General features: G+C 64.6%; 19 protein-coding genes. 8 read left to right on the top strand and 11 right to left on the bottom strand.

All coding sequences use genetic code 11. The features are described from left to right. Window positions 1-41 precede the first annotated feature (41 nt). The 3 genes from glgC to Q3C01_RS05000 are packed head-to-tail and all read left to right on the top strand — an operon-like array spanning window position 42 to window position 3,071. Window positions 42-1,310 (top strand): glucose-1-phosphate adenylyltransferase, encoded by a 1,269-nt coding sequence (gene glgC / locus Q3C01_RS05010; RefSeq protein ID WP_458144221.1) that lies wholly within the window; start codon window positions 42-44, stop codon window positions 1,308-1,310. Beyond that, a complete protein-coding gene (glgA, locus tag Q3C01_RS05005) occupies window positions 1,301-2,755 on the top strand; it encodes a glycogen synthase GlgA (protein ID WP_458144220.1) in 1,455 nt (484 codons plus the stop codon). The genes glgC and glgA overlap by 10 nt, the downstream gene beginning before the upstream one ends. Window positions 2,756-2,810: 55 nt before the next feature. Continuing rightward, window positions 2,811-3,071: a SemiSWEET transporter gene (locus Q3C01_RS05000; RefSeq protein ID WP_458144219.1), complete on the top strand. Its 261-nt coding sequence runs from the start codon at window positions 2,811-2,813 to the stop codon at window positions 3,069-3,071. A gap of 67 nt (window positions 3,072-3,138) precedes the next feature. On the opposite strand, the gene Q3C01_RS04995 is transcribed toward Q3C01_RS05000, so the two are convergent. Continuing rightward, window positions 3,139-3,441: a hypothetical protein gene (locus Q3C01_RS04995; RefSeq protein ID WP_458144218.1), complete on the bottom strand. Its 303-nt coding sequence runs from the start codon at window positions 3,439-3,441 to the stop codon at window positions 3,139-3,141. A gap of 183 nt (window positions 3,442-3,624) precedes the next feature. Continuing rightward, a complete protein-coding gene (locus Q3C01_RS04990) occupies window positions 3,625-4,422 on the bottom strand; it encodes a DODA-type extradiol aromatic ring-opening family dioxygenase (protein WP_458144217.1) in 798 nt (265 codons plus the stop codon). 164 nt (window positions 4,423-4,586) lie between these two features. Between Q3C01_RS04990 and Q3C01_RS04985 the strand changes: the two genes are divergently transcribed. Beyond that, a complete protein-coding gene (locus tag Q3C01_RS04985) occupies window positions 4,587-4,766 on the top strand; it encodes a hypothetical protein (protein ID WP_458144216.1) in 180 nt (59 codons plus the stop codon). 9 nt (window positions 4,767-4,775) lie between these two features. Here the strand turns inward: Q3C01_RS04985 and Q3C01_RS04980 are convergent, their stop codons facing one another. Then, on the bottom strand, window positions 4,776-6,287 hold the full coding sequence (locus Q3C01_RS04980) for a carboxylesterase/lipase family protein (protein WP_458144215.1): 1,512 nt from the start codon (window positions 6,285-6,287) through the stop codon (window positions 4,776-4,778). A gap of 276 nt (window positions 6,288-6,563) precedes the next feature. Here Q3C01_RS04980 and Q3C01_RS04975 point away from each other — a divergent pair, with 276 nt between their 5' ends. Next, window positions 6,564-7,799: an LON peptidase substrate-binding domain-containing protein gene (locus Q3C01_RS04975; RefSeq protein WP_458144214.1), complete on the top strand. Its 1,236-nt coding sequence runs from the start codon at window positions 6,564-6,566 to the stop codon at window positions 7,797-7,799. Between the two features lie 109 nt (window positions 7,800-7,908). Here Q3C01_RS04975 and Q3C01_RS04970 read toward each other — a convergent pair whose 3' ends face one another. After that, entirely contained in the window at window positions 7,909-8,124 is a 216-nt protein-coding gene (locus tag Q3C01_RS04970; protein WP_458144213.1) for a hypothetical protein, read from the bottom strand. 200 nt (window positions 8,125-8,324) lie between these two features. On the opposite strand from Q3C01_RS04970, the gene Q3C01_RS04965 reads away from it, so the two are divergent. The 3 genes from Q3C01_RS04965 to Q3C01_RS04955 all read left to right on the top strand — a co-directional run bounded on the left by Q3C01_RS04965 (window position 8,325) and on the right by Q3C01_RS04955 (window position 11,932). Beyond that, complete coding sequence (locus Q3C01_RS04965) at window positions 8,325-11,012, top strand: flavin-containing monooxygenase (RefSeq protein ID WP_458144212.1); 2,688 nt, start codon at window positions 8,325-8,327, stop codon at window positions 11,010-11,012. 202 nt (window positions 11,013-11,214) lie between these two features. Further along, window positions 11,215-11,478, top strand: a complete 264-nt coding sequence (locus Q3C01_RS04960) for a hypothetical protein (RefSeq protein WP_458144211.1) — start codon at window positions 11,215-11,217, stop codon at window positions 11,476-11,478. A gap of 85 nt (window positions 11,479-11,563) precedes the next feature. Continuing rightward, window positions 11,564-11,932 (top strand): hypothetical protein, encoded by a 369-nt coding sequence (locus Q3C01_RS04955; protein ID WP_458144210.1) that lies wholly within the window; start codon window positions 11,564-11,566, stop codon window positions 11,930-11,932. Window positions 11,933-11,955: 23 nt separating this feature from the next. Here Q3C01_RS04955 and Q3C01_RS04950 read toward each other — a convergent pair whose 3' ends face one another. The 7 genes from Q3C01_RS04950 to Q3C01_RS04920 form a co-directional block, all read right to left on the bottom strand. Beyond that, the gene (locus Q3C01_RS04950; protein WP_458144209.1) at window positions 11,956-12,111 is read right to left on the bottom strand and encodes a hypothetical protein; all 156 of its coding nucleotides are present in this window, start codon (window positions 12,109-12,111) and stop codon (window positions 11,956-11,958) included. A gap of 117 nt (window positions 12,112-12,228) precedes the next feature. Next, window positions 12,229-12,777: a septal ring lytic transglycosylase RlpA family protein gene (locus tag Q3C01_RS04945; RefSeq protein WP_458144208.1), complete on the bottom strand. Its 549-nt coding sequence runs from the start codon at window positions 12,775-12,777 to the stop codon at window positions 12,229-12,231. 355 nt (window positions 12,778-13,132) lie between these two features. Then, a complete protein-coding gene (locus Q3C01_RS04940) occupies window positions 13,133-14,389 on the bottom strand; it encodes a DUF1501 domain-containing protein (protein ID WP_458144207.1) in 1,257 nt (418 codons plus the stop codon). A 2-nt stretch (window positions 14,390-14,391) separates the two neighbouring features. Further along, entirely contained in the window at window positions 14,392-15,876 is a 1,485-nt protein-coding gene (locus tag Q3C01_RS04935; protein ID WP_458144206.1) for a DUF1800 domain-containing protein, read from the bottom strand. A gap of 154 nt (window positions 15,877-16,030) precedes the next feature. Beyond that, a complete protein-coding gene (locus Q3C01_RS04930; protein ID WP_458144205.1) occupies window positions 16,031-17,185 on the bottom strand; it encodes a serine hydrolase domain-containing protein in 1,155 nt (384 codons plus the stop codon). Between the two features lie 53 nt (window positions 17,186-17,238). Continuing rightward, window positions 17,239-19,749 carry a M56 family metallopeptidase gene (locus Q3C01_RS04925; RefSeq protein WP_458144204.1) on the bottom strand — a complete coding sequence of 837 codons (2,511 nt, stop codon included), beginning with the start codon at window positions 19,747-19,749 and terminating at the stop codon, window positions 17,239-17,241. Beyond that, window positions 19,746-20,138 carry a BlaI/MecI/CopY family transcriptional regulator gene (locus Q3C01_RS04920; protein ID WP_027524466.1) on the bottom strand — a complete coding sequence of 131 codons (393 nt, stop codon included), beginning with the start codon at window positions 20,136-20,138 and terminating at the stop codon, window positions 19,746-19,748. The genes Q3C01_RS04925 and Q3C01_RS04920 overlap by 4 nt, the downstream gene beginning before the upstream one ends. Between the last annotated feature and the right edge of the window lie 85 nt (window positions 20,139-20,223).

Raw genomic sequence — 20,223 nt, 5'->3', positions numbered from 1 at the left:
AAGTTTCGGGGCGATAAAAACGGGGCCCCCGGGAGGACAGAATGAATCGTGTTGGAAATGAGCCACTCGCGCGCCAGGCCCTGGCCTTCGTTCTCGCCGGCGGACGAGGAAGTCGTCTTCTCGAGCTGACCGACCGGCGTGCCAAGCCGGCGGTCTATTTCGGCGGCAAATCCCGCATCATCGACTTCGCGCTGTCGAACGCCGTGAATTCCGGCATCCGGCGCATCGCGGTGGCCACCCAGTACAAGGCCCACAGCCTGATCCGGCATCTCCAGATGGGCTGGAACTTCTTCCGGCCCGAGCGCAACGAGAGTTTTGATATCCTGCCAGCGAGCCAGCGCGTCTCGGAGACGATGTGGTATGTCGGCACGGCCGATGCCGTCCACCAGAACATCGACATCATCGAGTCGCACGGCGCCCGCTTCATCGTGGTGCTCGCCGGCGATCACATCTACAAGATGGATTACGAGGTGATGCTGCGGCAGCACGTCGAGAGCCGCGCCGACGTCACCGTCGGCTGCCTCGAGATGCCGCGCACTGAATCCTCCGGCTTCGGCATCATGCATATCGACGAGAACGGCATCATCCAGTCCTTCCTCGAGAAGCCGAAAGACCCGCCGCCGATGCCCGGCAAGCCCGACATGTCGCTTGCCAGCATGGGCATCTACGTCTTCGACGCCAAATTTCTATACGACGAGCTGAAGCGCGACGCCGCCGACCTCAACTCGAGCCACGATTTCGGCAAGGACATCATTCCCTACATCGTCAAGAACGGCCGCACGGTGGCGCACCAGTTCTCGAGCTCATGCGTCCGCTCCGGCGACGACACGCGCTCCTATTGGCGCGACGTCGGCACCGTCGACGCCTACTGGGCCGCCAACATCGATCTCACCGACGTTGTGCCGGAGCTCGATCTGTTCGACCGCTCATGGCCGATCTGGTCGTATGCGGAGATCACACCTCCCGCCAAATTCGTGCACGACGAGGAGAGCCGGCGCGGACAGGCAGTGAGCTCGCTGGTATCAGGCGGATGCATCATCTCCGGCGCCTCGCTGCGGCGGTCGCTGCTGTTCACGGGCGTGCGGATCAATTCCTATGCCAATGTCGAGAACGCCGTGATCATGCCTTACGTGAATGTCGGCCGCGGCGCGCAGCTGCGCAACGTCGTGATCGACCGTGGCGTCGAGATTCCCGAAGGACTCGTCGTTGGTGAGGATCCGGAAGCCGATGGCGCGCGGTTTCGCACCACCGAGCAGGGCATCTCGCTCATCACCCAGCCGATGATCGACAGGCTGAGTGCATGGCGTTGATGCGCGTTCTCGCGGTCGCATCGGAAATCTATCCGATCATCAAGACCGGCGGTCTTGCCGATGTCGCCGGCGCGCTGCCGGCCGCATTGAAAGCCCATGACGTCGAGATGCGGACGCTGCTGCCGGGCTATCCGGCCGTCATGCGGGCCTTGCCGCAGGCGAAGGAAATCCGGCGCTGGCCGGACTATTTCGGTGGGCCCGCGCGCCTGCTCGCGGGCACGCAGGACGAGCTCGACCTCTTCGTGCTCGACGCGCCACATCTCTACGAGCGGCCGGGCAACCCTTATGTCACCGCGGAGGGTACCGACTGGCCCGACAATGGCGTGCGCTTTGCGGCGCTGTCGCGCGTCGCCGCCGATATCGGCCTCGGCCTCGTCCCTTCGTTCGTGCCCGATGTCGTGCATGCACACGACTGGCAGGCGGGATTGCTGCCAGCCTATCTGCACTATGCCGGCGGTCCCCGTCCCGGGACCGTGATGACCATTCACAACATGGCCTATCAAGGCAAGTTCGCCTATGAGATGCTTGCTTCGTTCGGCCTGCCGCCGGAGTCCTTCGGCCTCCAAGGCGTCGAATATTTTGGCGGGATCAGCTTCCTGAAGGCCGGCCTGCAATTCGCCGACCGCATCACCACGGTGTCGCCCACCTACGCACGGGAGATTCAGGGCGACGAGGGCGGCATGGGGCTCGGTGGCCTCTTGCGCGAACGCTCCGGCGTGCTCAGCGGAATCCTCAACGGCATCGATATCGGCGTCTGGAATCCCGAGACCGACCCCCACATCGCCTATCGCTTTGGCGCGAAGGAGCTGCAATTCCGGGCCGCCAATAAGGCAGCGCTGCAGAAGCAGTTCAATCTCGCGCCCTCGGCGGATGCGCTTCTGCTCGGCGTGATCAGCCGGCTGTCGTGGCAGAAGGGCCTCGATCTCCTGCTAGATGCCATTCCGACGATACTTGGCGAAGGCATGCAGCTCGCACTGCTCGGCAGCGGCGATGCGGACCTCCAGGAGCGCTATCAGGCCGCTGCACGTGCCCATCCCGGCCGCATCGCCGTCGTGATCGGCTATGACGAGATCCTTGCCCACCTCATCCAGGCGGGCTCCGATGCGCTCGTCGTGCCGTCGCGTTTCGAGCCATGCGGCCTCACCCAGCTTTGCGCCCTCCGCTATGGTGCCGTGCCGGTGGTCTCGCGCGTTGGCGGGCTTGCGGATACGGTGGTGGACATCGGCGAGGCCGATAGCAGCGGCCACGACGCGACCGGATTCAAGTTCGCCCCGGTGACGGTGGAGGGGCTCGCCGCCGCGCTGCGCAAGGCGAACGTCGCCTTCCATGACCATTTGACCTGGCGCAGGCTGCAACTGAGCGGCATGACGACCGACGTCTCCTGGCGTAGCCGGGCGGGCGACTATGCGGCACTCTATCGCACGCTCATAGCAGCCCGCCGGTAATGATGGGGCAACAGACGCATTTCCATCAACGAATCCGTGCTATAGGGCGGCCACCATGGAACCGCTCATCGTTAAGCTGCTCGGGTTCGCTGCGGCAACCTGCACGACCCTCGCCTACACCCCGCAATTCATCAAGGTCTGGAAGACCCGCTCCACCGAAGACATCTCGCTCGGCATGTTCCTCGCGATGATGCTGGGGCTTGCACTCTGGCTGATCTACGGCCTGCTCTCGGGCGATGCGCCGCTGGTCGCCGCCAACGCGATCACCATGGTGCTCGCCGGCGGCATCCTGGTCATGAAACTGAAATACGGATGAGGACGGCCTGGTGGTCCCTGCCGGATAAACGCTGCTGCTCTCGAACATTCCAAGGCAAGCGATGGGATCACTGCCCCTCGGCCTGAACCGGGGGCTTCTGCTCGCCCTGGAGGCTCTGGCTCAGCGACGCCAGCGCAGTCTTCAGGTCTTCGGAGATCGGCGCCAGGTCATTAAGGTCCTCGAAGGCTTGCGACACACGCTCATTCGCTGATTTCTCGAACGGTTCGAAGCCGTCGGAGATGCGCGTTTCTCCCCCGAGAACGATGGCAGCGGCAATTGGCGCGAGCAAAAGAACTGCGGCTCCAATGATGCCGGGTTTGCGGTTGCCGTGACGGATCGGTGGCGACTGCAAGAGGTGATCGGTGGTCATTGTCTTACCTCGCGACGTTCGGTGCCTGCATGATGCCGATCGTCGCGAACAAACGGTAGATCTCGCGTCCACCATTAAGAGGTACTCAAGCGGAGGCGCTGCTTACTTGGAATGCAGAATTATGCGGTCCGTGACCTTTTCGAGCGAAAGGTCGTCGGAGGTTATGCCCCGCAATGCGGATATTCAGCTACCGAACTCGTACGACGCCATCGCGACGTTTGCGACCTCATCGACGAACAGACGGTGCCCCGCATCGCCATCGGCCGCACCGGCCGCGACCATCAGCGGCAGCAGATGGTCCTCGCGCGGATGGGCGAGGCGCGCGCCCGGCGCGTTCTGCCACTCGATCAGCATGGCGTTGCGCCGCGCGGCGTCCGGCTGGCCGATCGCCTCGTTCAGATAGGCCTCGAACTCATACGACACGGACTTCGATTCCGCGCGTCCGAAGCCGCGCATGTTGTGATAGGTGAGACCGCTGCCGATGATCAGAACGCCCTCGTCGCGGAGCGCCGCCAGCGACTGGCCTACCCTGATATGCTCGGCCGGATCGTAGCTCGATTTCAGCGACAACAGCACGATCGGCATATCGGCATTCGGATACATCAGGCCGAGCGGCACGAAGGTGCCGTGATCAAAGCCCTGATTGGCGTCCTCGCGGCAATCGACGCCGGCATGACCCAGAAGCTCCTTCACCCGCGCGGCCAGCGCCGGTTCGCCCGGCGCGGGGTATTTGAGGTGATAGGTATGCTCGGGGAAACCGTAGTAGTCGTAGACCATCGGCGGATGTGCCGAGGTCGAGACCGTGAACTGGTCCGTCTCCCAATGACCGGTGATGACGAGCACCGCCTTCGGCCGTGACGGCAATCGCTGGGGTAGCCGGCCGAACTCCTGCGCGGTCTTGGCATATTGCACCCGCCTGTCGTCCATGAATGGCCAGGGTCCACCGCCATGCGACAGGAAGAAGGTCGGAAATCGCGTCATCGCCTCGGCTCATCTCTCTTGCAACAAGCGCGAGGCGTAGCCCTACGCGCTTTTCGGCGGCGAGCATAGGGAAACGCGCATGGTTAGCAAGCCGTTAACGATTTGCCTTCCAAAATCCGCAGCCGGTCGAGGCAATCGGCCAGTTGGTTTTTGCGGGAAGCAGGATGGCAAAGTTTGCGCTGGGGGACGTCGTCAACAGTGAGAAGGGTCGCCGCGGGGTCGTCCGTGCCGCCTACGTGTCGAGAGAAGGCCGGCAGTGCTACGCCGTCGAGAAGGACGGTGCGATGGACTTCATCGAGGAAGAGCGGCTGACGGCGGCGCCCCGCGTCGAGCTCGCAGCGTAGTCTCTTCGCTCACCCCTTCGGGCTCCGCCGTTCGAGATGGTCGAGGGGGCCCGACAGCGGATCGTCTCGGCTTGCTATTCCGTCATTGGAGATCTGCAGCAAGCGCTCGCCTTCCGAGCTTGCGTTCCAACGCGGCAGGCCCGGCCCGTTGGGATCACCCGTCCTGGCGAAATTGGTCCAGTAGCCGCGCAACTGACCCGCGAGCTCGCGGTCGGCGCGCGTAAAGGGGCTCGCGCCTGGCACGCCCTGGGCGCCGAAAACGAACTGCAATTCCGCACCGTGACCGCCATCGCCGTTCGCACGCTGGGCTTCGCCCGAATAGGCGAAGCGATAGCGGTAGGTCGGCGCGCCAGTCGCCGCGTGCAGACGCGCGAGGAACCGCGCGGGCTCGGTGAAGACCCGGTCCGTATAAAGCCGGGCGGCAAGCTCCCCGGGTTTGCCGGAAAGACCGGGATAGAGCGCCTTCAATCGATCGGCGGATTCACCGGCGAGGCGGAGCTCCTCCTTCAGATCGGGCTCACCGACAAAACTCGTCTCGTCCTCGTTCGAGCCGATGATCATCGGGATGCGGCTTTCATGCGCAGCACCGAAGCCGCTCGCGATATCTTCCGTCACGAGCCGTCCGTCCAGCACCGGGCCGAAGCTGCGCGCAGATTTGGCGAACAGCAGGGTTTCGGCCGCGAGCAGCATTCTCGTATCCGACGCACGCGGATCAGACGTACTCCTGTCGCGCGCGACCAGGGAGAACACACGTTGCCCAACGGCCTCAGCCTCTTGCAGCGGTGCTATGCCTTGGCGCGCAGGCAGCGACTGCAAGATCGCCTTATGAAACAACTCGCGTGCCTCTCGGCAAAGCATCAGAAGGGCAATCGAGGTCGCGCCGGAGCCCGAACCGAACAACGTGACGTTGTTGGGATCGCCGCCGAACGCGGCGGCATTGTCATGAACCCAACGCAGCGCCGCGATCTGGTCCATCATGCCGTAATTGGCGCTTGCGCCGTCGGGCGCATTCACGGCGAGCGAGGGATGCGCAAGCCAGCCGAACACGCCGAGACGATAATTCACCGTCACGACGATGATGCCGGCCTGCGCAAGCTTCGCGCCATCGAACAAGGGATCGTTCGCCGTGCCCGTGACGAAGCCGCCATCATGGAAGAAAACCATCACCGGCAGCGGGCCATCGACGCCGAAGGGCCGAAAGACGTTCAGCGTCAGACAATCCTCGCTCGCATGGGGCATCGCAGGCTGCAGGCACGCCGGACCAAAATCGTAGGCGGTTCGCATCTCCGAGCTCTCGGCAAGCGCCTCTGGCGCGCGCCACCGGAGTAGCCCGACTGGCGCGGCCGCGTACGCCAGTCCCTTGAAAGAAGCTACCTCGCCTTCGACAGCGCCGAGCATCTGGCCTTCATGCGTCAAGGCAAACGGGTATTGCCCGGCCTGCTGGGCCGCGGCCAAGCCGACCTGTCCCAGGACCACCGAAGAGACCATCGAAGCCGTAGCGAGCGCCAGCAAGGACCGCATCGGCGAAATCTCAATGCACAGAAAGTGCGTCCAATGCTTTTACGTCCGCCTGACGCGGTGAGGCAAGCCTCGCAAGTCTCACCCAGGCGTCGGTGCGATTGACAGCGAGCGCGCTTTGGGTCACTTTTTCGTCCGGTTGATACGACCTGCCGGTTGCACCCTCTAGGGGACGGTGAACGTATCGAAGCCCATTTCGGCCTCCCTTTGCCCGAGCGACCGGGTCAGCAACGCAACCACCTGACACGCCTGGTTCGCTCATTGCAAAGGACGACATTGATGCGCGATTTTCGCGATGCCAAGGCTATGGCGCAGACCCTGCGCGACTCCCTCCAGATCAAGGCCGTCAGCATAAGTCACAGCGAGAGCCTGGAGCTGGTCTCCAGGATGTTCGGCGTCGCCGATTGGAACACGATGTCGGCGCTGCTCCAGGCCGATCGACGCGACGGCACGACGCCGCGCGCAGGGGGGCAGGCAACTGGACTGCAAACCGGAATCGCAAGCTACCCCGCCGTTCCACTGCGCGACCTCGTCCCCTTCCCGACCGCGACCTATCCCCTGTTCGTCGGGCGCCCAAAGACCATGCAGGCGCTCGACCACGCGTTCGAGCGACAGCGCGAGGTGGTGCTGGCGATCCAGAAGGAGTCGGGCACCGACGAGCCTGGAGACGGGGATGTCCATGCCATCGGCGTTCTCGCCCAGCTGCTCGAGCTTGAATCGCTCCCTGACGGGACGCTGAAGGTGCTGACGCAGGTCAACCGCCGCGTCCTGATCCACCGCTTCGTCACCGGCAGCGGCGCATTCGAGGCGGAGGTTGCCGCCCTCGGCGAGGGGCCGATCCCCGATGCGCCCGAACTGATCCTTCGCGCGGTCAAGCGCTTCGAACGCTACGCGGCGGCCCGTGACATCCGCATTCCCGGGGTTTGGCCACTGCTCGAACAGACCCGCGATCCCGGCCGCGTCGCTGACATCATTGCAACGCGGCTGCGATTGCCGATGGGCGACAAGCAGAGCCTGCTGGCAACGATCGATCCTGTGGCGCGGCTGAAGCAAGTCGATGCGTTTATGGACTTTGGACGCCCATTGTCGCCGGCGCTCCAGGCAACGAAGCTCCGCGCGCTCGGCAGTGCCACGGAAAGGCACCATCAATACGCCACGCTGGAGCATCTCCTGCTCGCACTGCTCGACGATGCCGATGCCTGCGCCGTGATGCAGGCCTGCAACGCAGACCTCGACGCCATGAGAGCGAGCCTCAAGGCCTATGTCGATCGCGGGCTCAACAACATCGTCGCCCAGGATGGCGCGGAGGCCAAACCCACCGCCGCATTCGAACGCGCAGAACAGCGCGCGGAAATCCATGCGCATGAGCTGGGACGCGCCGCGGTGACCGGCGCGAATATGCTGATCGGTATATTTCCGGAGACGCGAAGCCCTGCAGCGCAGTTGCTCGCCGAGCATGGGGTCCTGCGCGCCCGTGTGGTCGAGCTCGTCGCTCGCAACGCAAGCAAGACCTGAGGCGCGGTCTGGCGCCACAACGTTCGGGACTTTCGCACTCGCAAGACTGCCGCAGCCGGACCTGGCGCTCAGGTCCGGCTGTTTCGTCTACGGCTGGCACTATCCTTCGCTATCCTTGGCTATCCTTGCCGGTCAGCTCCGCGAGCGCGCGGCGCGCGACGATACCGAGTTCTCCGAGTGTCGAATGCCCGGCTTCTGCCGCCTTGATCAAGCGCTCGGCAATGAACCTGCGGCTGTCGTGGTCGCCGCCATGCGGCAATTGACGGCAGGTTTCCTCCAGCACCACGTCCATGTTCGCCTTGGTTCGCTCGCTCAGCTTCTTCATGGCGTTTGTTGGTCAGAGTCTCGGCACGGAACTCAGCATACTCGGAACAACAGCGTGATTGCCTCGAAAAATCAAGCGCTCACCGCCGTTGCTGCAGCGCATCGCGCCGCTCGCTACCCAAGATTGAATTTGCGTTGATGACAAACCACCGCTGCGGCGATAGCCTGTCGACAAAGCAAAATGCTCGGGAGGATAATCGCATGGCTGAGGCAATGGTTGCAGCACGTGCTTCGGAGGACACCGGGAAAGCCCAACACGTGGACGTCGCCGTGGTCGGCGCAGGCTTTGCCGGTCTCTATCTTCTTTACCGGCTGCGCAAGGCGGGCTTGACGAGCGTCGCGCTGGAAGAGGCCGACGATGTCGGTGGCACCTGGTACTGGAATCGCTATCCCGGCGCACGTTGCGACATTCAGACCATCGACTACAGCTACACGTTCGATCCGGACCTCGAGACCGCCTGGACCTGGTCGGAGAAATACGCAACCCAGCCCGAAATCCTGCGCTATCTCGGTTTCGTCGCCGATCGTTACGACCTGCGGCGCGACATCCGCTTCAAGACCAAGGTCATTGAAGCGCGGTGGAACGAGGCAACTGGGCGTTGGCAGCTCACGACCAGCAACGGCCCGGCCGTCTCCTGCCGCCACTACATCATGGCGACGGGCTGTCTCTCCGCGCCAAAGCCGCCTGAAATCAACGGCGTCAAGGATTTCAAGGGCGAAATCTATTTCACCGGGCGCTGGCCGCATGACGGCGTCGATCTCTCAGGCAAGCGCGTCGCCGTGGTCGGCACGGGCTCCTCAGGCATCCAGTTGATTCCGCTGGTCGCCGAGCAGGCAGCACAGCTCACCATATTCCAGCGCACGCCGGGCTTTGCGCTGCCCGCCCACAACGGTCCTACACCGGCAGACCGCCTCGGCTTGCTGCAAGGCGACCGTACCGCCTATCGCGAGCAGGCGCGCTGGTCGATGACGGGCGTGCCTTATCCGCAACAGACGTCGGTGAGCTGGCAGCTCAGCGATGCCGAGCGACGCGCGCGGTTCGAGGAAGCATGGGGCAAGGGCGATCTCGTTTACATCCTCACGCAACTCTGGGCCGACCAGGGTGTCGACGTCGAGGGCAATACGCTGATCGGCGACTTCATCCGCGAAAAGATCCGCAACGTCGTGAAGGATCCCGAAACCGCCGTAGCCCTGATGCCGCACGACCATCCGTTCGGCGCCAAGCGGCCCTGCCTCGATACCAACTATTATGCGACCTACAACCGACCGAACGTAACGCTTGTGAATCTGCGACAGGAACCGATCAAGGCGATCACCGCCGACAGCATCACCACCGACAAGCGCAGCTTCGAGGAGGATGTCATCGTGTTCGCGACTGGCTTCGATGCCATGACCGGCGCGATCCGGGCCGTGCATCCGATCACCGGCCGCGGCGGCAAATCGCTGTCCGACGTCTGGGCGGACGGGCCGCAGACCTATCTTGGCCTGACGGTCGCCGGCTTCCCTAACTTCTTCATGATTACGGGACCGGGCAGCCCGTCGGTGCTGTCGAACATGGCGGTATCGATCGAGCAGCATGTCGATTGGGTGGTCGAGCGCCTGGCCGCGCTTCGCGACGCCGGCTTCACCACCATCGAGGCGACCGAGAGGGCGCAGGCCGGCTGGGGTCAGCACATGGCCGACTGCTCGATGCTGACGCTGCATCGGCTCGCCAACACCTGGTACACGGGCGCCAACGTTCCCGGCAAGGTGCAGGGCCTGATGCCCTATAACGGCGGCGTCGGCCCCTATCGCAGCATCTGCGACGAGATCGTTGCTCGCGGCATGCTCGGCTTCGGCCTCGCCGGCCCGAATGTCGCCGCGCAATGCAATGACGGCGAGATCGTGCGCCTGCAGCCGGACGTTCGCATCGTGCTCGGCATGCTGACGCAGCTCAACCTGCCGCCGATCGAATCGATGGGCGCACTGGGTGCACGCGCCTTCGTCAACGAGTTCAACAAGGCCCGCCCCGCAGGCCGGCCTGTCGCCGAGGTCCTCGATGGCACGCTGGAAGGCGCTGACGTTCCGCTGCCCTATCGCCTTTATCGGCCGGCGACGCCGGGACCACACCAGATCGTGGTCTATTTCCACGGTGGCGGCTGGGTGCTCGGCGACGAGCAGTCCGACGATCCGTTCTGCCGCGACATGTGCCGGCGAACAGATATGATCTTCGTCAGCGTCGGTTATCGGCATGCGCCGGAGCACCGTTTCCCGGCGGCAGCCGAGGACGGCTATGCGGCGACGCGCTGGGTCGCCGCGCATGCGGCCGAGCTCGGCGGCACGCCTGGCCCGGTTCTGGTCGCAGGCTGGAGTGCCGGCGGCAATATCGCCGCCGTCACCTGCCAGCTCGCGCGCGATCGTGGAGGCCCGCAGATCTCCGGCCAGCTTCTGGTGTGCCCGGTCACCGACTGCACGTTCGACCGTCCGTCCTATGAGGAGAATGCGGTCGGCTACTTCCTAACGCGTTCGCTGATGCACTGGTTCTGGGACATCTACTGCTCGCCCGCCGAGCGCACCGATCCGCGCGTCTCGCCGCTGCGCGGCGAGGTCTCCGGCCTGCCGCCGGCATTCGTGGTGACCTGCGAGTTCGATCCTTTGCGCGACGAAGGCATCGCCTATGCGGACGCGCTCGCAGCCGCGGGCGTTCCGGTCGAGCAGTTGAAGGCGCGTGGCCATTTCCATTCATCCTTCACCATGGTCGACGTGGTGATCACTGGCGTCAGTGGACGGGTGCAGATGGCGGACGCCTTGCGCCGCTTTGCGGGCCTCCCGCCGGCGGCACGGCGCGACGATGACGCGAGCCGCGGTCACGCGCCGCCCGCGCATAAGATCGCGGCCGCCGCGAGCTAATGGCCGTATCGCGGCTTTGGTGACGTGATCTGTGGCCCTCGACCGGTCAGCAGGATGCGTCAAAATGGTTTCGTCGACAGGGAACGAATCCTGGCCGCGGGCGTTGAGAGCGCGTGGCATTGAGATGCAGCGATAGGTGTGGGCCCCGGCACGCAACCATGCGTGCCGGGGTTCTTTTTGCGTAAGCGCACAGCAGGGGCAGATGTCTTCCGAGTCCAAGGTGAACTTCGGCGCAACTGCGCGCTTGCGCAAATGGCCCTCGCTCGGAAACCAGCGGCGCGAGGACCGGGAGACCTATCTTGTGCTCGAAGACACGCTGGACCGATGCATCACGGCCTTCATGGACAAGCCGCTGGCAACCCGGCACCTCTATGAGATCCAAACATCGCCACAACCGCCGCTGGTGACGGCGACTCTCTCGCCCGAGCACATCGCCGAGCTGTCCCGGTTGCGGGAGTTTCTCTGACGCCGCGCGACGACGAATGACATCGCGAGGAACATTCTTCTGCACTTTCCCGTTGGTGATGAGAACCAAGGCGTGAGTGCCCACGATGCTCGAAGCCGTCCCGTTATCCCTCGATGTACCCTATGGCGCAGATCAAACGCTATTCGTCGTGATCGACCGGATCAGCGGTGCCAGGGAAATCCGCATCGAGCGCACCGATCTCGACCAGGCCATCGGCGAGTTCATCGCCGGCTGCTTCAGCGATCCCGTGCGGGTGATTTCGTTCAATACGCTCGAGCACTGGGTCAAGGACATCTCGGCCGACGTCGCCCTCGAAATCCAGTCCCGCTGCGACATCGATGGCACCGACCTGCCCGACCATCTCCGGGATTTCGTCGAGAGCAATATCTGCGCGAGCGCCTGTACCCCGCCCGGCCTGCCCGCGGCACTTCGCGCGCGGATTGCGGCACGCTAGATCGCTTACGGTGTTCGGAGTGATCAGGCCTGCCGGCGCCTGCCGGCCATCACCTCGATCTCGCGGCGACGATCGCCTGCGAACGACAACAGCTTTTCGACGGTGAGCGTATCCGTGATCCGTTTCGCCAGCCGCTCGGCACGCGCAGCCTGGTCCTCAAGATACTGGATCGTGTTCACGCACCCTCCCGAACCGTCGAAATCGTCTAGCCCGCCATCTTGCTTCGGCGGAGACTAACAGCCCGTTAAGCGCGGTATGCGGGTGCGACGGCTTAGAGCTGGACTCCCGCGACGCGGTTACTGCACCACGTCGAGCTTCACGTTGGCCACGCCCTTGTTGACCATCCCGAGCGCCTCGGCGGCCGAATAGGAGACGTCGACGACGCGCCCGCGGACATAGGGTCCGCGATCATTGACGCGAACGGTCACCGAGCGGCCGGTAGAGACGTTGGTCACGCGCAGTCGCGTGCCGAACGGCAGCGTCGGATGGGCGGCGGTGAGTTCGTGCTTGTCGAACTTCTCCCCGCTCGCGGTCTCCTGGTCATCCGAGTAGAAGCTTGCGACACCCTGCGAGGCCGTCCGGGTCTCGACCGCGCGTGTTGGCGCATGATGCCGCGGCCGGGCGTAGACGCCTGCGAACCTGCGGGTCTCGTGACGGCGCTCGGTCATGGCCTGCCGGCTTGAAGTTGCGAATTCGGCTTTCTGCCGCGCCACCGGGGATTGCGCACAGGCCGCGAGCGATGCGGCGCCGATAACAGCGAGGACAAGTCGAGCGGCCTGCCCGCGCGGGGAACCTTGGCTTGCGCCGTTCTGGTGAACGGTTCTGGCACATTCGAAGCGAGACATGATTAGCCCCTCCGATCGGCCTCTACTCCGTCGGTCAATGGAGGCAGAACCTTGTCGGAAAAAAAGCCAGCCTGCGGCTGGATGCAGTTTCAGCCGAGCTGTTGCGATTCCATCACAGCTCGGCGTGCGTCGCGAATCGAGACACAGCGAGTCCGATCAGGCGCATCAACCGTGGAACTCTCGCCAGAAAACGGAATGCGCTTCGCGCGCCGCGCTCTCCGTGAGAAGCCGCGCGAGCTCACGCCAATAGAGCTTGCGCCATCGCCGTTGCAGGCCGGCCAGAAACTCGATCTCTCGCTGGGTCAGAAAGCACATGACGACCCCAATCGCGATTCCGCAACTCGCGCGTTTCGCCTCATCCGCTACCAACAAGTCCACTCATCGGCGTGACATCGGCGCTGTCGGGGAACACGGTGCTGGCAAGCACGGTGTCCTCGACACGCAGATGATCGCGCAGCAGCCCCTTCAGCACGGCGCGCAGATCCGTCGTCGGCTTCATGTCGCGATCGTCGAACAGCTGTGCCGGCTTCAATCCCGGCCAGTCCGCGATCACGCGGCCGCCCTTCAATGCACCGCCGGTGAGGAATGCGACCGTGCCGGTGCCATGGTCCGTGCCCTCCGTGCCGTTGATCCGCGCGGTGCGCCCGAACTCGGTGACGACGGCGACGACGGTGTCGTGCCAGGCCTCGCCCATGTTGGTTTCGATCGAGGCGAGCGCGCCGTCGAGCGCACCGAGCAGGTTGAAGAGCTGACCCGAGGCAGCGCCCTCGGCGATATGCGTATCCCATCCGACAAAACCCATGGCACCAACGCGCGGGCCGTCGTGTTTTGCGAGATACCGCGCCGCGGTGCCGGCGGCTTCCGCAAAATAGGCGCGCACGCGCGCAATCCCGGGCGGCACCAGTGTCGGATCCTCCGACATCGGATCGCCCATCCCCGCGGTGCCGCCGAGCGAAGCGAGCTTCATCCGCGCCTGGAGCACGGCGGCAAGCTTCGGATCGGTGTGCTGATAGAGATCAAGCAGGCGGTTCTGCGTGTCCTCGCTCGCCGACAGAAGCTTTTGCGGCACCCATGACATCACCGGCGCCGAGCCGCGCACCACGAGCGGCGTCACCGCACCGACGCCGAGCGCCCGGCTGCCGCGTGGATCGACGCGACCGCCCGATTCCAGCGCGACGAGCGCGCGATTGAGCCAGCCGGAGCCGATCGCGCCGGGCTTTGCGATCCCGCTCTCGAGCACGTCCTGGCCGTCGAAATGCGAGCGCTCGCGATAGGGCGTCGCCGTGGCATGCACGATCAGCGCCTGCTGGCTCTTGTACAGCCGATGCAGATTCGGCATCGCCGGATTGAGCGCGAAGAAGGAATCGAGCGGCAGCGCCGGCGTCTTGCCGTCGAGTACCAGTGCGCGCTCGCCGCGCAAGGAGATCCAGTCGGGATCGCCGACCGGCGCGACCGCGCCGAGGCCGTCGAGCGCGCCCCTCAGGATGATGACGAGCAGGCGCGGATCGCGCCCTTCGGCGCGCGCGAGCTTCGGCATCTGGCTCCACGCAAACAGCGCGCCCGAGCCGATCAGCAGTTCACGCCGTGTCGGCAGGTGGTTGGCGAAGCTCATGCTCACCTCCTCTGGAAGTCTGCCGACATGAACAGGAGCGCGAGCGCCTGCTGCCGGCTTTCGGCGCGATTGACCGCCTGTTTCACCTCGGACGACACCTGCGATGCGTAGACGGTCTCGATGATCTCCTGCGGGTCGGCCTGGCCGGCCATCCGCTCGGCAAAATAGTTGGCGACGTCGAGCCGCCGGCCCACGCCGTCGATCCAGCTCGCCTCGTCATCCGGATAGCCCATCGGCGCCGGTGGCCGCCACAGTGCCTCGCCGAGCAGTTCCTGTCCTCCCGTGAAGCGCGTCGGATCGGCCTGCGTGATGCCGGTCGCGCGCACCATACCGACGACCCATTCCCCAGGACGCTTGAGCTTGGACGGCGGCTCGCTCCAGGCCTCGGGCGAAGACACCATCGTCTTCGCGATCTCCTTGAGGTCGCCGTCGGTCTCGCGAAATGTCTTCGCCATTTGCTCGACGAGCGATGGTGGCGGTGTCTCGGCAACGAAGTGGCGCGCGAGCTTGGTCGCGACGTGTGTCGCCGTCGCAGGATGGGCCGCGAGGTCGCGCAGCACGGCGCGTCCCTGCTCCACCCCGTCCTGGTCGTAGAGCTTGCCGAGCACCGTCTGCCCGCCAGGCTCATGGAGCCGCGGGTTGAAGGTGAACTCTCCGCCCCGCTCGGGATCGTTGCCGGGCGGAATCAGAGTCCAGCCTGTCAGAACGTTGGCGAAGCTGATGACATCATCCTGCGTGTAGCCGCTGCGCACACCGAGCGTGTGCAGCTCCATGATCTCGCGCGCAAAATTCTCGTTCAGGCCACGGCTGCGGTTGATGCCGGCGATCGAGTTCGCGCCCATCGAGCCGAGATTGTCGAGATAGAACAGCATGGCCGGATGGCCTTCGGCAGCATGCAGGAGATCGTTGAAGTGGCCCAGCACGTGCGGGCGGATGGCCTCGCGCTCATAGGCACCCGACATGCTCTGGATCTTGTTTGCGGAGATGCAGAAGTGGTTGGACCAGAACCACACCAGCCGCTCGGCAAAGCCGATTTCCGCAGCCAGCGCCGCCTCCGTGCGCACCTTTGCTTCCTCGAGATAGATCGGCCGTCCCGGATCGGGAACGGCGTCGGCGGCCTTCTTGGCTGCCATCTCGGTAGCTTCCGCGCCCTGACCCTGCCCTCGAGTCTGTCCTGGCCTCTGCGTTTGGTTGTTCCCCTGGCTCGCGTCCTGGCCCTCCGCCATGACTGGAGCCGCGGCCATCTGCTGCTTCTTGGCTTCCTGCTTGGCCCGCGCCGCACGCCTGGCGTTGGCGTCTGCGACCGTGCGGTAGGCCTTGGCGCTGGAGGGTAGGCTCGCGGCGGCTGCCAGCAGCAGCGGCCGGTCGAGCTCGGCGATCAGTGCTGCGCGTGGGTCGGCCTCGATCGCGGCAATCGACCCCGGTCGCGGTCCCATGCCGAAACGATGGAGCGCCAGCGCGGCTTCAGCCTTTGCAGAATTGCTCATGGCGGATGCCCGATATGTCAGTCAACCGATGCGCCAAGGCTCAGCGACCATGACGCTCTGTAATGTTACAGATCGTAGCACTTGCGCATAACGGCTGCAAGCTCCGATTGAGCGGTCCGCGACGTGTGCTCATCAACCTCGCGCCGCAAATCAATCAGCCGGAAGGCGAAATCGCCTGCACGACATCCTTGAAAACGCCAAGCTGCAATTGAAACGCTTGCGGGCTGTAGTCCTGGTAGTATCCCGCAGTCACCACGACGACGAGATCGAGCTCCGGGACGATGCGGATCGACTGCCCGCCTCGACCGAGCGCGCCAACCCAGTGGACGTCACGCCCATTGATCTCTGAGCGACCTAGCCACCAGAGATAGCCGTAGAAGTAGGGGCCCGTAGCTTTCAGCTGCGGTGTCATCGAGGCGTCGATCCATGCCTTCGAAACGATCTGGCGACCGTTCCACCGGCCGCCCGCGAGAACGAGCTGGCCGATTTTTGCCATATCGCGCGGCCGCAAACGCAATCCCCCTCCAGCATCGCTATCGCCCTTGACCCGAGTCCACTCGACGTGGGTGATGCCCATCGGCTCGAACAAAGCCTCACGCGCAAACTCGTCGAGGGGGCGTCCGGTGGCCTTGCGCATGATGGCCGACAGGAGCGTAAGCGCGCCGGTGTTGTAGAAGAATTGTTGTCCTGGCAGAGCCGTCGCCGGAAGACCGAGGACGTAGCGACAAGGATCCGGCGCCGTATGCATGCGCACCTCGTCGTTGTCGTTCTCGTTGCTTGGGATCGCTTCCACCCACTTCAGACCCAAGGACATTGTGAGCAGGTGCGATAGCCGGATGCCTTCCTTTTCGGGGGTACGCAAATCGGCCAACTCGGGAAAGAAACTGAAGATGGGCTCATTGAGGCCGCCGATGATCCCGCGATCGATTGCGATCCCGACGGCGAGTGATGCGATACTCTTTGAAACCGATTTCACGTTGTGCAGTGTATCGGCATCGAAGGCGAGGTTTTCCACCCGGCGGCCGTTGATTTCGTCGGTACCCTTGAAGTACCGCTCGAACACCAGCCTGCCACCGTGTGCGACCACCACCGAATGGATGTTCGCAGCGCTTGCCGTGAGCCTTTCGGTCATCCTGCCCAGTGCAGCGCGGTCGACGAGCTTATCCTCATTAGCGGAGGCTATGGGCCAGCCGTCGCCTCGCGCGGCCGGAACACCGGAGTCGTCGGGTGGCTCCGGATACACCGGCAACGTGGTGAGCGGCACCAGTGCAGCTCCACCGAGAAGCGAAACAAACTGGCGCCGTCTCATTTGATGCTCTCGTTCGCGCTCTTTGCTGCCACCCAGGTGGCATCCGTGCGTTGCTAGAAATTCGGCCCCAGCGCAATTTTCGTGATGGTGCCGTTCTTGACTCCGATCCGCCATTCCGCCGAGCCGTTGGCGAACTGCGCGATGTAGATGTCGCTGTCGAGCGCGGTGACGCCGCGGAACGACATCGCGCGCAATGCGCCGAGCCGGGTCAGGATGGCCTGGTCGAACGGAAGCTGCTGACGAGTCTGCTCGGCGACCTCCGTGGTCATGTGGTCATAGTCCGGACTGCCCTTACCGACGCTCTCGATGTACTGCCGCAGCATCTCCTCGCCGTTGGCGATCGGCATGTTCCGACGCGCCACACGCCCGAGCCGCGCACCGGGATGCGGCGCGTCGACGTTGTAGAAGCGCGTCTGCCGTCCCGGCAGCAGGATCTCGCGGCATTGTCCCGACCGGTCGGCGATCACCCAGGGACTGTTGACCGTGGTGAGGAAGGACGACGTCATGCTGTTGCCGATGGTTGTCTGCACGCGCCGATTGCCGTCCGCATCCAGGTTGAAGAGCTGAATGTCGTCGCCGGTGTCGTTGTAGAACATGATCCTGATCGGCGAGGTGCCGGCCTGGCCGCGAACCGCGGCTTGTTCCGAACAGGCGACGATGCCGCCGAGTTCGTCGTTGCCGTCGGGCCGGAAGATCACGTCACCGGCCTTGCCGTCCGGGTCGATCAGCAGGCGGAACTCGGCGGTGCCATTCTCGAATTTCGCGCCATAGATGTCGTAGCCGCCGGGGCCGACACCGCGGAAGAAGATCGATTCCACCGGCCCCAGAGCCAGAAACGTCGCGTGCAATTCACCGACCTGACGATGGATCTTGGCGGCCAGCGGCGCACTCATGGCGTCGTAGTTCGGCGTGCCGCGACGCATGTCGTCGATCCCGCGGAGGATCATCTCCTTGCTGCCCGGCGCCGGGACCTGATCCCTGAACCGCTCCGGAACTTCAGCGATCCGCCGCACGAAGTCGGCCTCGATGCTGCCCGCGACGGCCGCATCGATGCGCCCCACCAAGCGCGGGCCTGATGCCGCGCTGTGCAGGAGGACGCGCGCCACCCGGGCCTGATCGTCGCGCAGGAAGACCACGAGATCGTCCCCCTTGATCGAGAACGCGTCGGCCCCTTCGGCCATCAAGGCAAAGGCAGGACGGCCGGTCTCGTGCGCCAGCAGCCGATTGCCGTCGCGCCTGACGGTGAGCACACGGTTGGGTGCGACCTTGTACCAGCCGGCATACTGATCGAGCGAGGCTGCATCGGCGGCAGGAGCCGGCATCTCTGCGAGGCGTGTGGCGCGGACGTCGCGACCGTTCACCCGCATCGTCAACTCCGAAGACCGGCGCTCCGCATCGACCGGGAACGTAATGTTGCCGAACGAGGCAACATAGGACGCCATGCCATCCTGCACCGTCAGTCGCAGCTTGCGCTGCCCGGTCCACTGCCCGAACAATTCATCGCCGTCCCGGAAGATGGCGAACACCGACGTCGGGCCAAGCGCGTAGAAATTGACGAACGCGCGGTAGTGCTGGCCGCTGCCCATCTCGCCGGCATCCTCCACGGTCGAGCTCGCTTCCGGCGTGCGATAGGCGATCATGCCGGTCGAGACGATCACGGCGGGCACGATCATGGCCGCGATCCAGATTCGCTTGCGCCAGCCGACTGCGGCGGGCATCGCCGCCGCCGCAATGATGCGCTCGACGCGGGCGCGCACCGTCGATGCCCGCGCCATCGCGAGCTCCATCGGACGCGGCTTCACCGAGGTCGCGACGTCGAGCAGGATCTCCGCGTAGGACAGCCTGTCCTCGATCGCCTCGATCGCCTGGACATCGCTGATGATCTCGGCAAGCTCCGCCAGATGCGCGAGCTGCCACCACGAGAACGGGCTGAACCAGAACACGGCGCGATTGAGCGAGGCGAGCAGCAGGACGTAGAAGTCGCGGTTGGCGACATGCGCGCCCTCATGGGCGAGCACCGCGAGCCGCTTGCGCGCATCCCAATCAAGAAACTGCGGCGGCACGAGAATGGTCGACCCGAAGGTGACGGGACCGCCGACGTCGCAGCTGATGCGCACCTCGGCGTTGACCACCCGGGGGCCGCCCATCGGCTTTGCGGCCCGCGCCAGACGAAAGGTCAACCAGAGGCCGACGAGGAGCCGCAGCAAAAGCAAGCCGGCGACGCCGGCATAGGTCATCGTGGCGATGGCCCACCAGTTGATCGGCGCCGCGCTCTTCGCCAGCGGCGCCAGGGCTGCGCCGTGCGCGGCGGACGGCAAGGACTCGGCCATCGGCGCTTCGGCCGGCCAGACATCGTCCGGCGCTGCCACCGGCAACGCCAGGCGGGTGACGGTGAGCGTCGGCCAGTGCATCACGAACGGCATCGCGAGCGAGGCCAGCAGCACGACGACCCACGCCGTCATATGCACGTGCGGATTGCGCACGCGAAAGAGATAAAGACCAAACCAGACGACGCCTCCCAGTACAAAGGAGCGCAGCGCCGCCTCTGCCAGAGTTGCGATCATTCTTTCTTCACTCCCCTCACCTTTTTCGCTTTGGCCACCTGGTCAGCCAGCGTGCGCAACTGTTGCTGATCGAGCATCGCATTGTCGACCATGCCGACCAGCACCTCCTCGATCGAGCCGTTGCAGAACCAGTCGACGATGCGCTGGACCGCCTTGGCCGCGACGCGCGCGCGGGGCTCGACTGCCTGGTAGACGTAGGTTCGTCCGTCCACGGTGTGCCGCGCGTAACCTTTTTCTTCCAGCCGGCGCAGGACGGTGCGGACGGTCGATTCCTTGAGACGTCGCGGCAACCGTTCACGCACGACTTCGGCCGTCACCGGTCCGTGAGCCCAAACCAATTGCATGACCTCGCGCTCGAGGTCGCCCAGTTCGGGCAAACGATCGTCCATGGTGTCTGACCTTGCGGCTGAAGATTTCGTGTAACGTTACAGATCGTCGCATATACTGACGCGCAGCGCAACGGCGTTTCCACCT

This window comes from Bradyrhizobium sp. UFLA05-109, assembly GCF_054185165.1.
Note: the sequence above shows the minus strand (reverse complement) of the source record. Positions and strands in the feature narration are given on the sequence as shown.

Excerpts from the sequence above, each read along its gene's own strand:
- glgC (WP_458144221.1), top strand. The coding sequence starts at position 42 with ATGAATCGTGTTGGAAATGAGCCACTCGCGCGCCAGGCCCTGGCCTTC.
- glgA (WP_458144220.1), top strand. The coding sequence starts at position 1,301 with ATGGCGTTGATGCGCGTTCTCGCGGTCGCATCGGAAATCTATCCGATC.
- Q3C01_RS05000 (WP_458144219.1), top strand. The coding sequence starts at position 2,811 with ATGGAACCGCTCATCGTTAAGCTGCTCGGGTTCGCTGCGGCAACCTGC.
- Q3C01_RS04995 (WP_458144218.1), bottom strand. The coding sequence starts at position 3,441 with ATGACCACCGATCACCTCTTGCAGTCGCCACCGATCCGTCACGGCAAC.
- Q3C01_RS04990 (WP_458144217.1), bottom strand. The coding sequence starts at position 4,422 with ATGACGCGATTTCCGACCTTCTTCCTGTCGCATGGCGGTGGACCCTGG.
- Q3C01_RS04985 (WP_458144216.1), top strand. The coding sequence starts at position 4,587 with ATGGCAAAGTTTGCGCTGGGGGACGTCGTCAACAGTGAGAAGGGTCGC.
- Q3C01_RS04980 (WP_458144215.1), bottom strand. The coding sequence starts at position 6,287 with ATGCGGTCCTTGCTGGCGCTCGCTACGGCTTCGATGGTCTCTTCGGTG.
- Q3C01_RS04975 (WP_458144214.1), top strand. The coding sequence starts at position 6,564 with ATGCGCGATTTTCGCGATGCCAAGGCTATGGCGCAGACCCTGCGCGAC.
- Q3C01_RS04970 (WP_458144213.1), bottom strand. The coding sequence starts at position 8,124 with ATGAAGAAGCTGAGCGAGCGAACCAAGGCGAACATGGACGTGGTGCTG.
- Q3C01_RS04965 (WP_458144212.1), top strand. The coding sequence starts at position 8,325 with ATGGCTGAGGCAATGGTTGCAGCACGTGCTTCGGAGGACACCGGGAAA.
- Q3C01_RS04960 (WP_458144211.1), top strand. The coding sequence starts at position 11,215 with ATGTCTTCCGAGTCCAAGGTGAACTTCGGCGCAACTGCGCGCTTGCGC.
- Q3C01_RS04955 (WP_458144210.1), top strand. The coding sequence starts at position 11,564 with ATGCTCGAAGCCGTCCCGTTATCCCTCGATGTACCCTATGGCGCAGAT.
- Q3C01_RS04945 (WP_458144208.1), bottom strand. The coding sequence starts at position 12,777 with ATGTCTCGCTTCGAATGTGCCAGAACCGTTCACCAGAACGGCGCAAGC.
- Q3C01_RS04940 (WP_458144207.1), bottom strand. The coding sequence starts at position 14,389 with ATGAGCTTCGCCAACCACCTGCCGACACGGCGTGAACTGCTGATCGGC.
- Q3C01_RS04935 (WP_458144206.1), bottom strand. The coding sequence starts at position 15,876 with ATGAGCAATTCTGCAAAGGCTGAAGCCGCGCTGGCGCTCCATCGTTTC.
- Q3C01_RS04930 (WP_458144205.1), bottom strand. The coding sequence starts at position 17,185 with ATGAGACGGCGCCAGTTTGTTTCGCTTCTCGGTGGAGCTGCACTGGTG.
- Q3C01_RS04925 (WP_458144204.1), bottom strand. The coding sequence starts at position 19,749 with ATGATCGCAACTCTGGCAGAGGCGGCGCTGCGCTCCTTTGTACTGGGA.
- Q3C01_RS04920 (WP_027524466.1), bottom strand. The coding sequence starts at position 20,138 with ATGGACGATCGTTTGCCCGAACTGGGCGACCTCGAGCGCGAGGTCATG.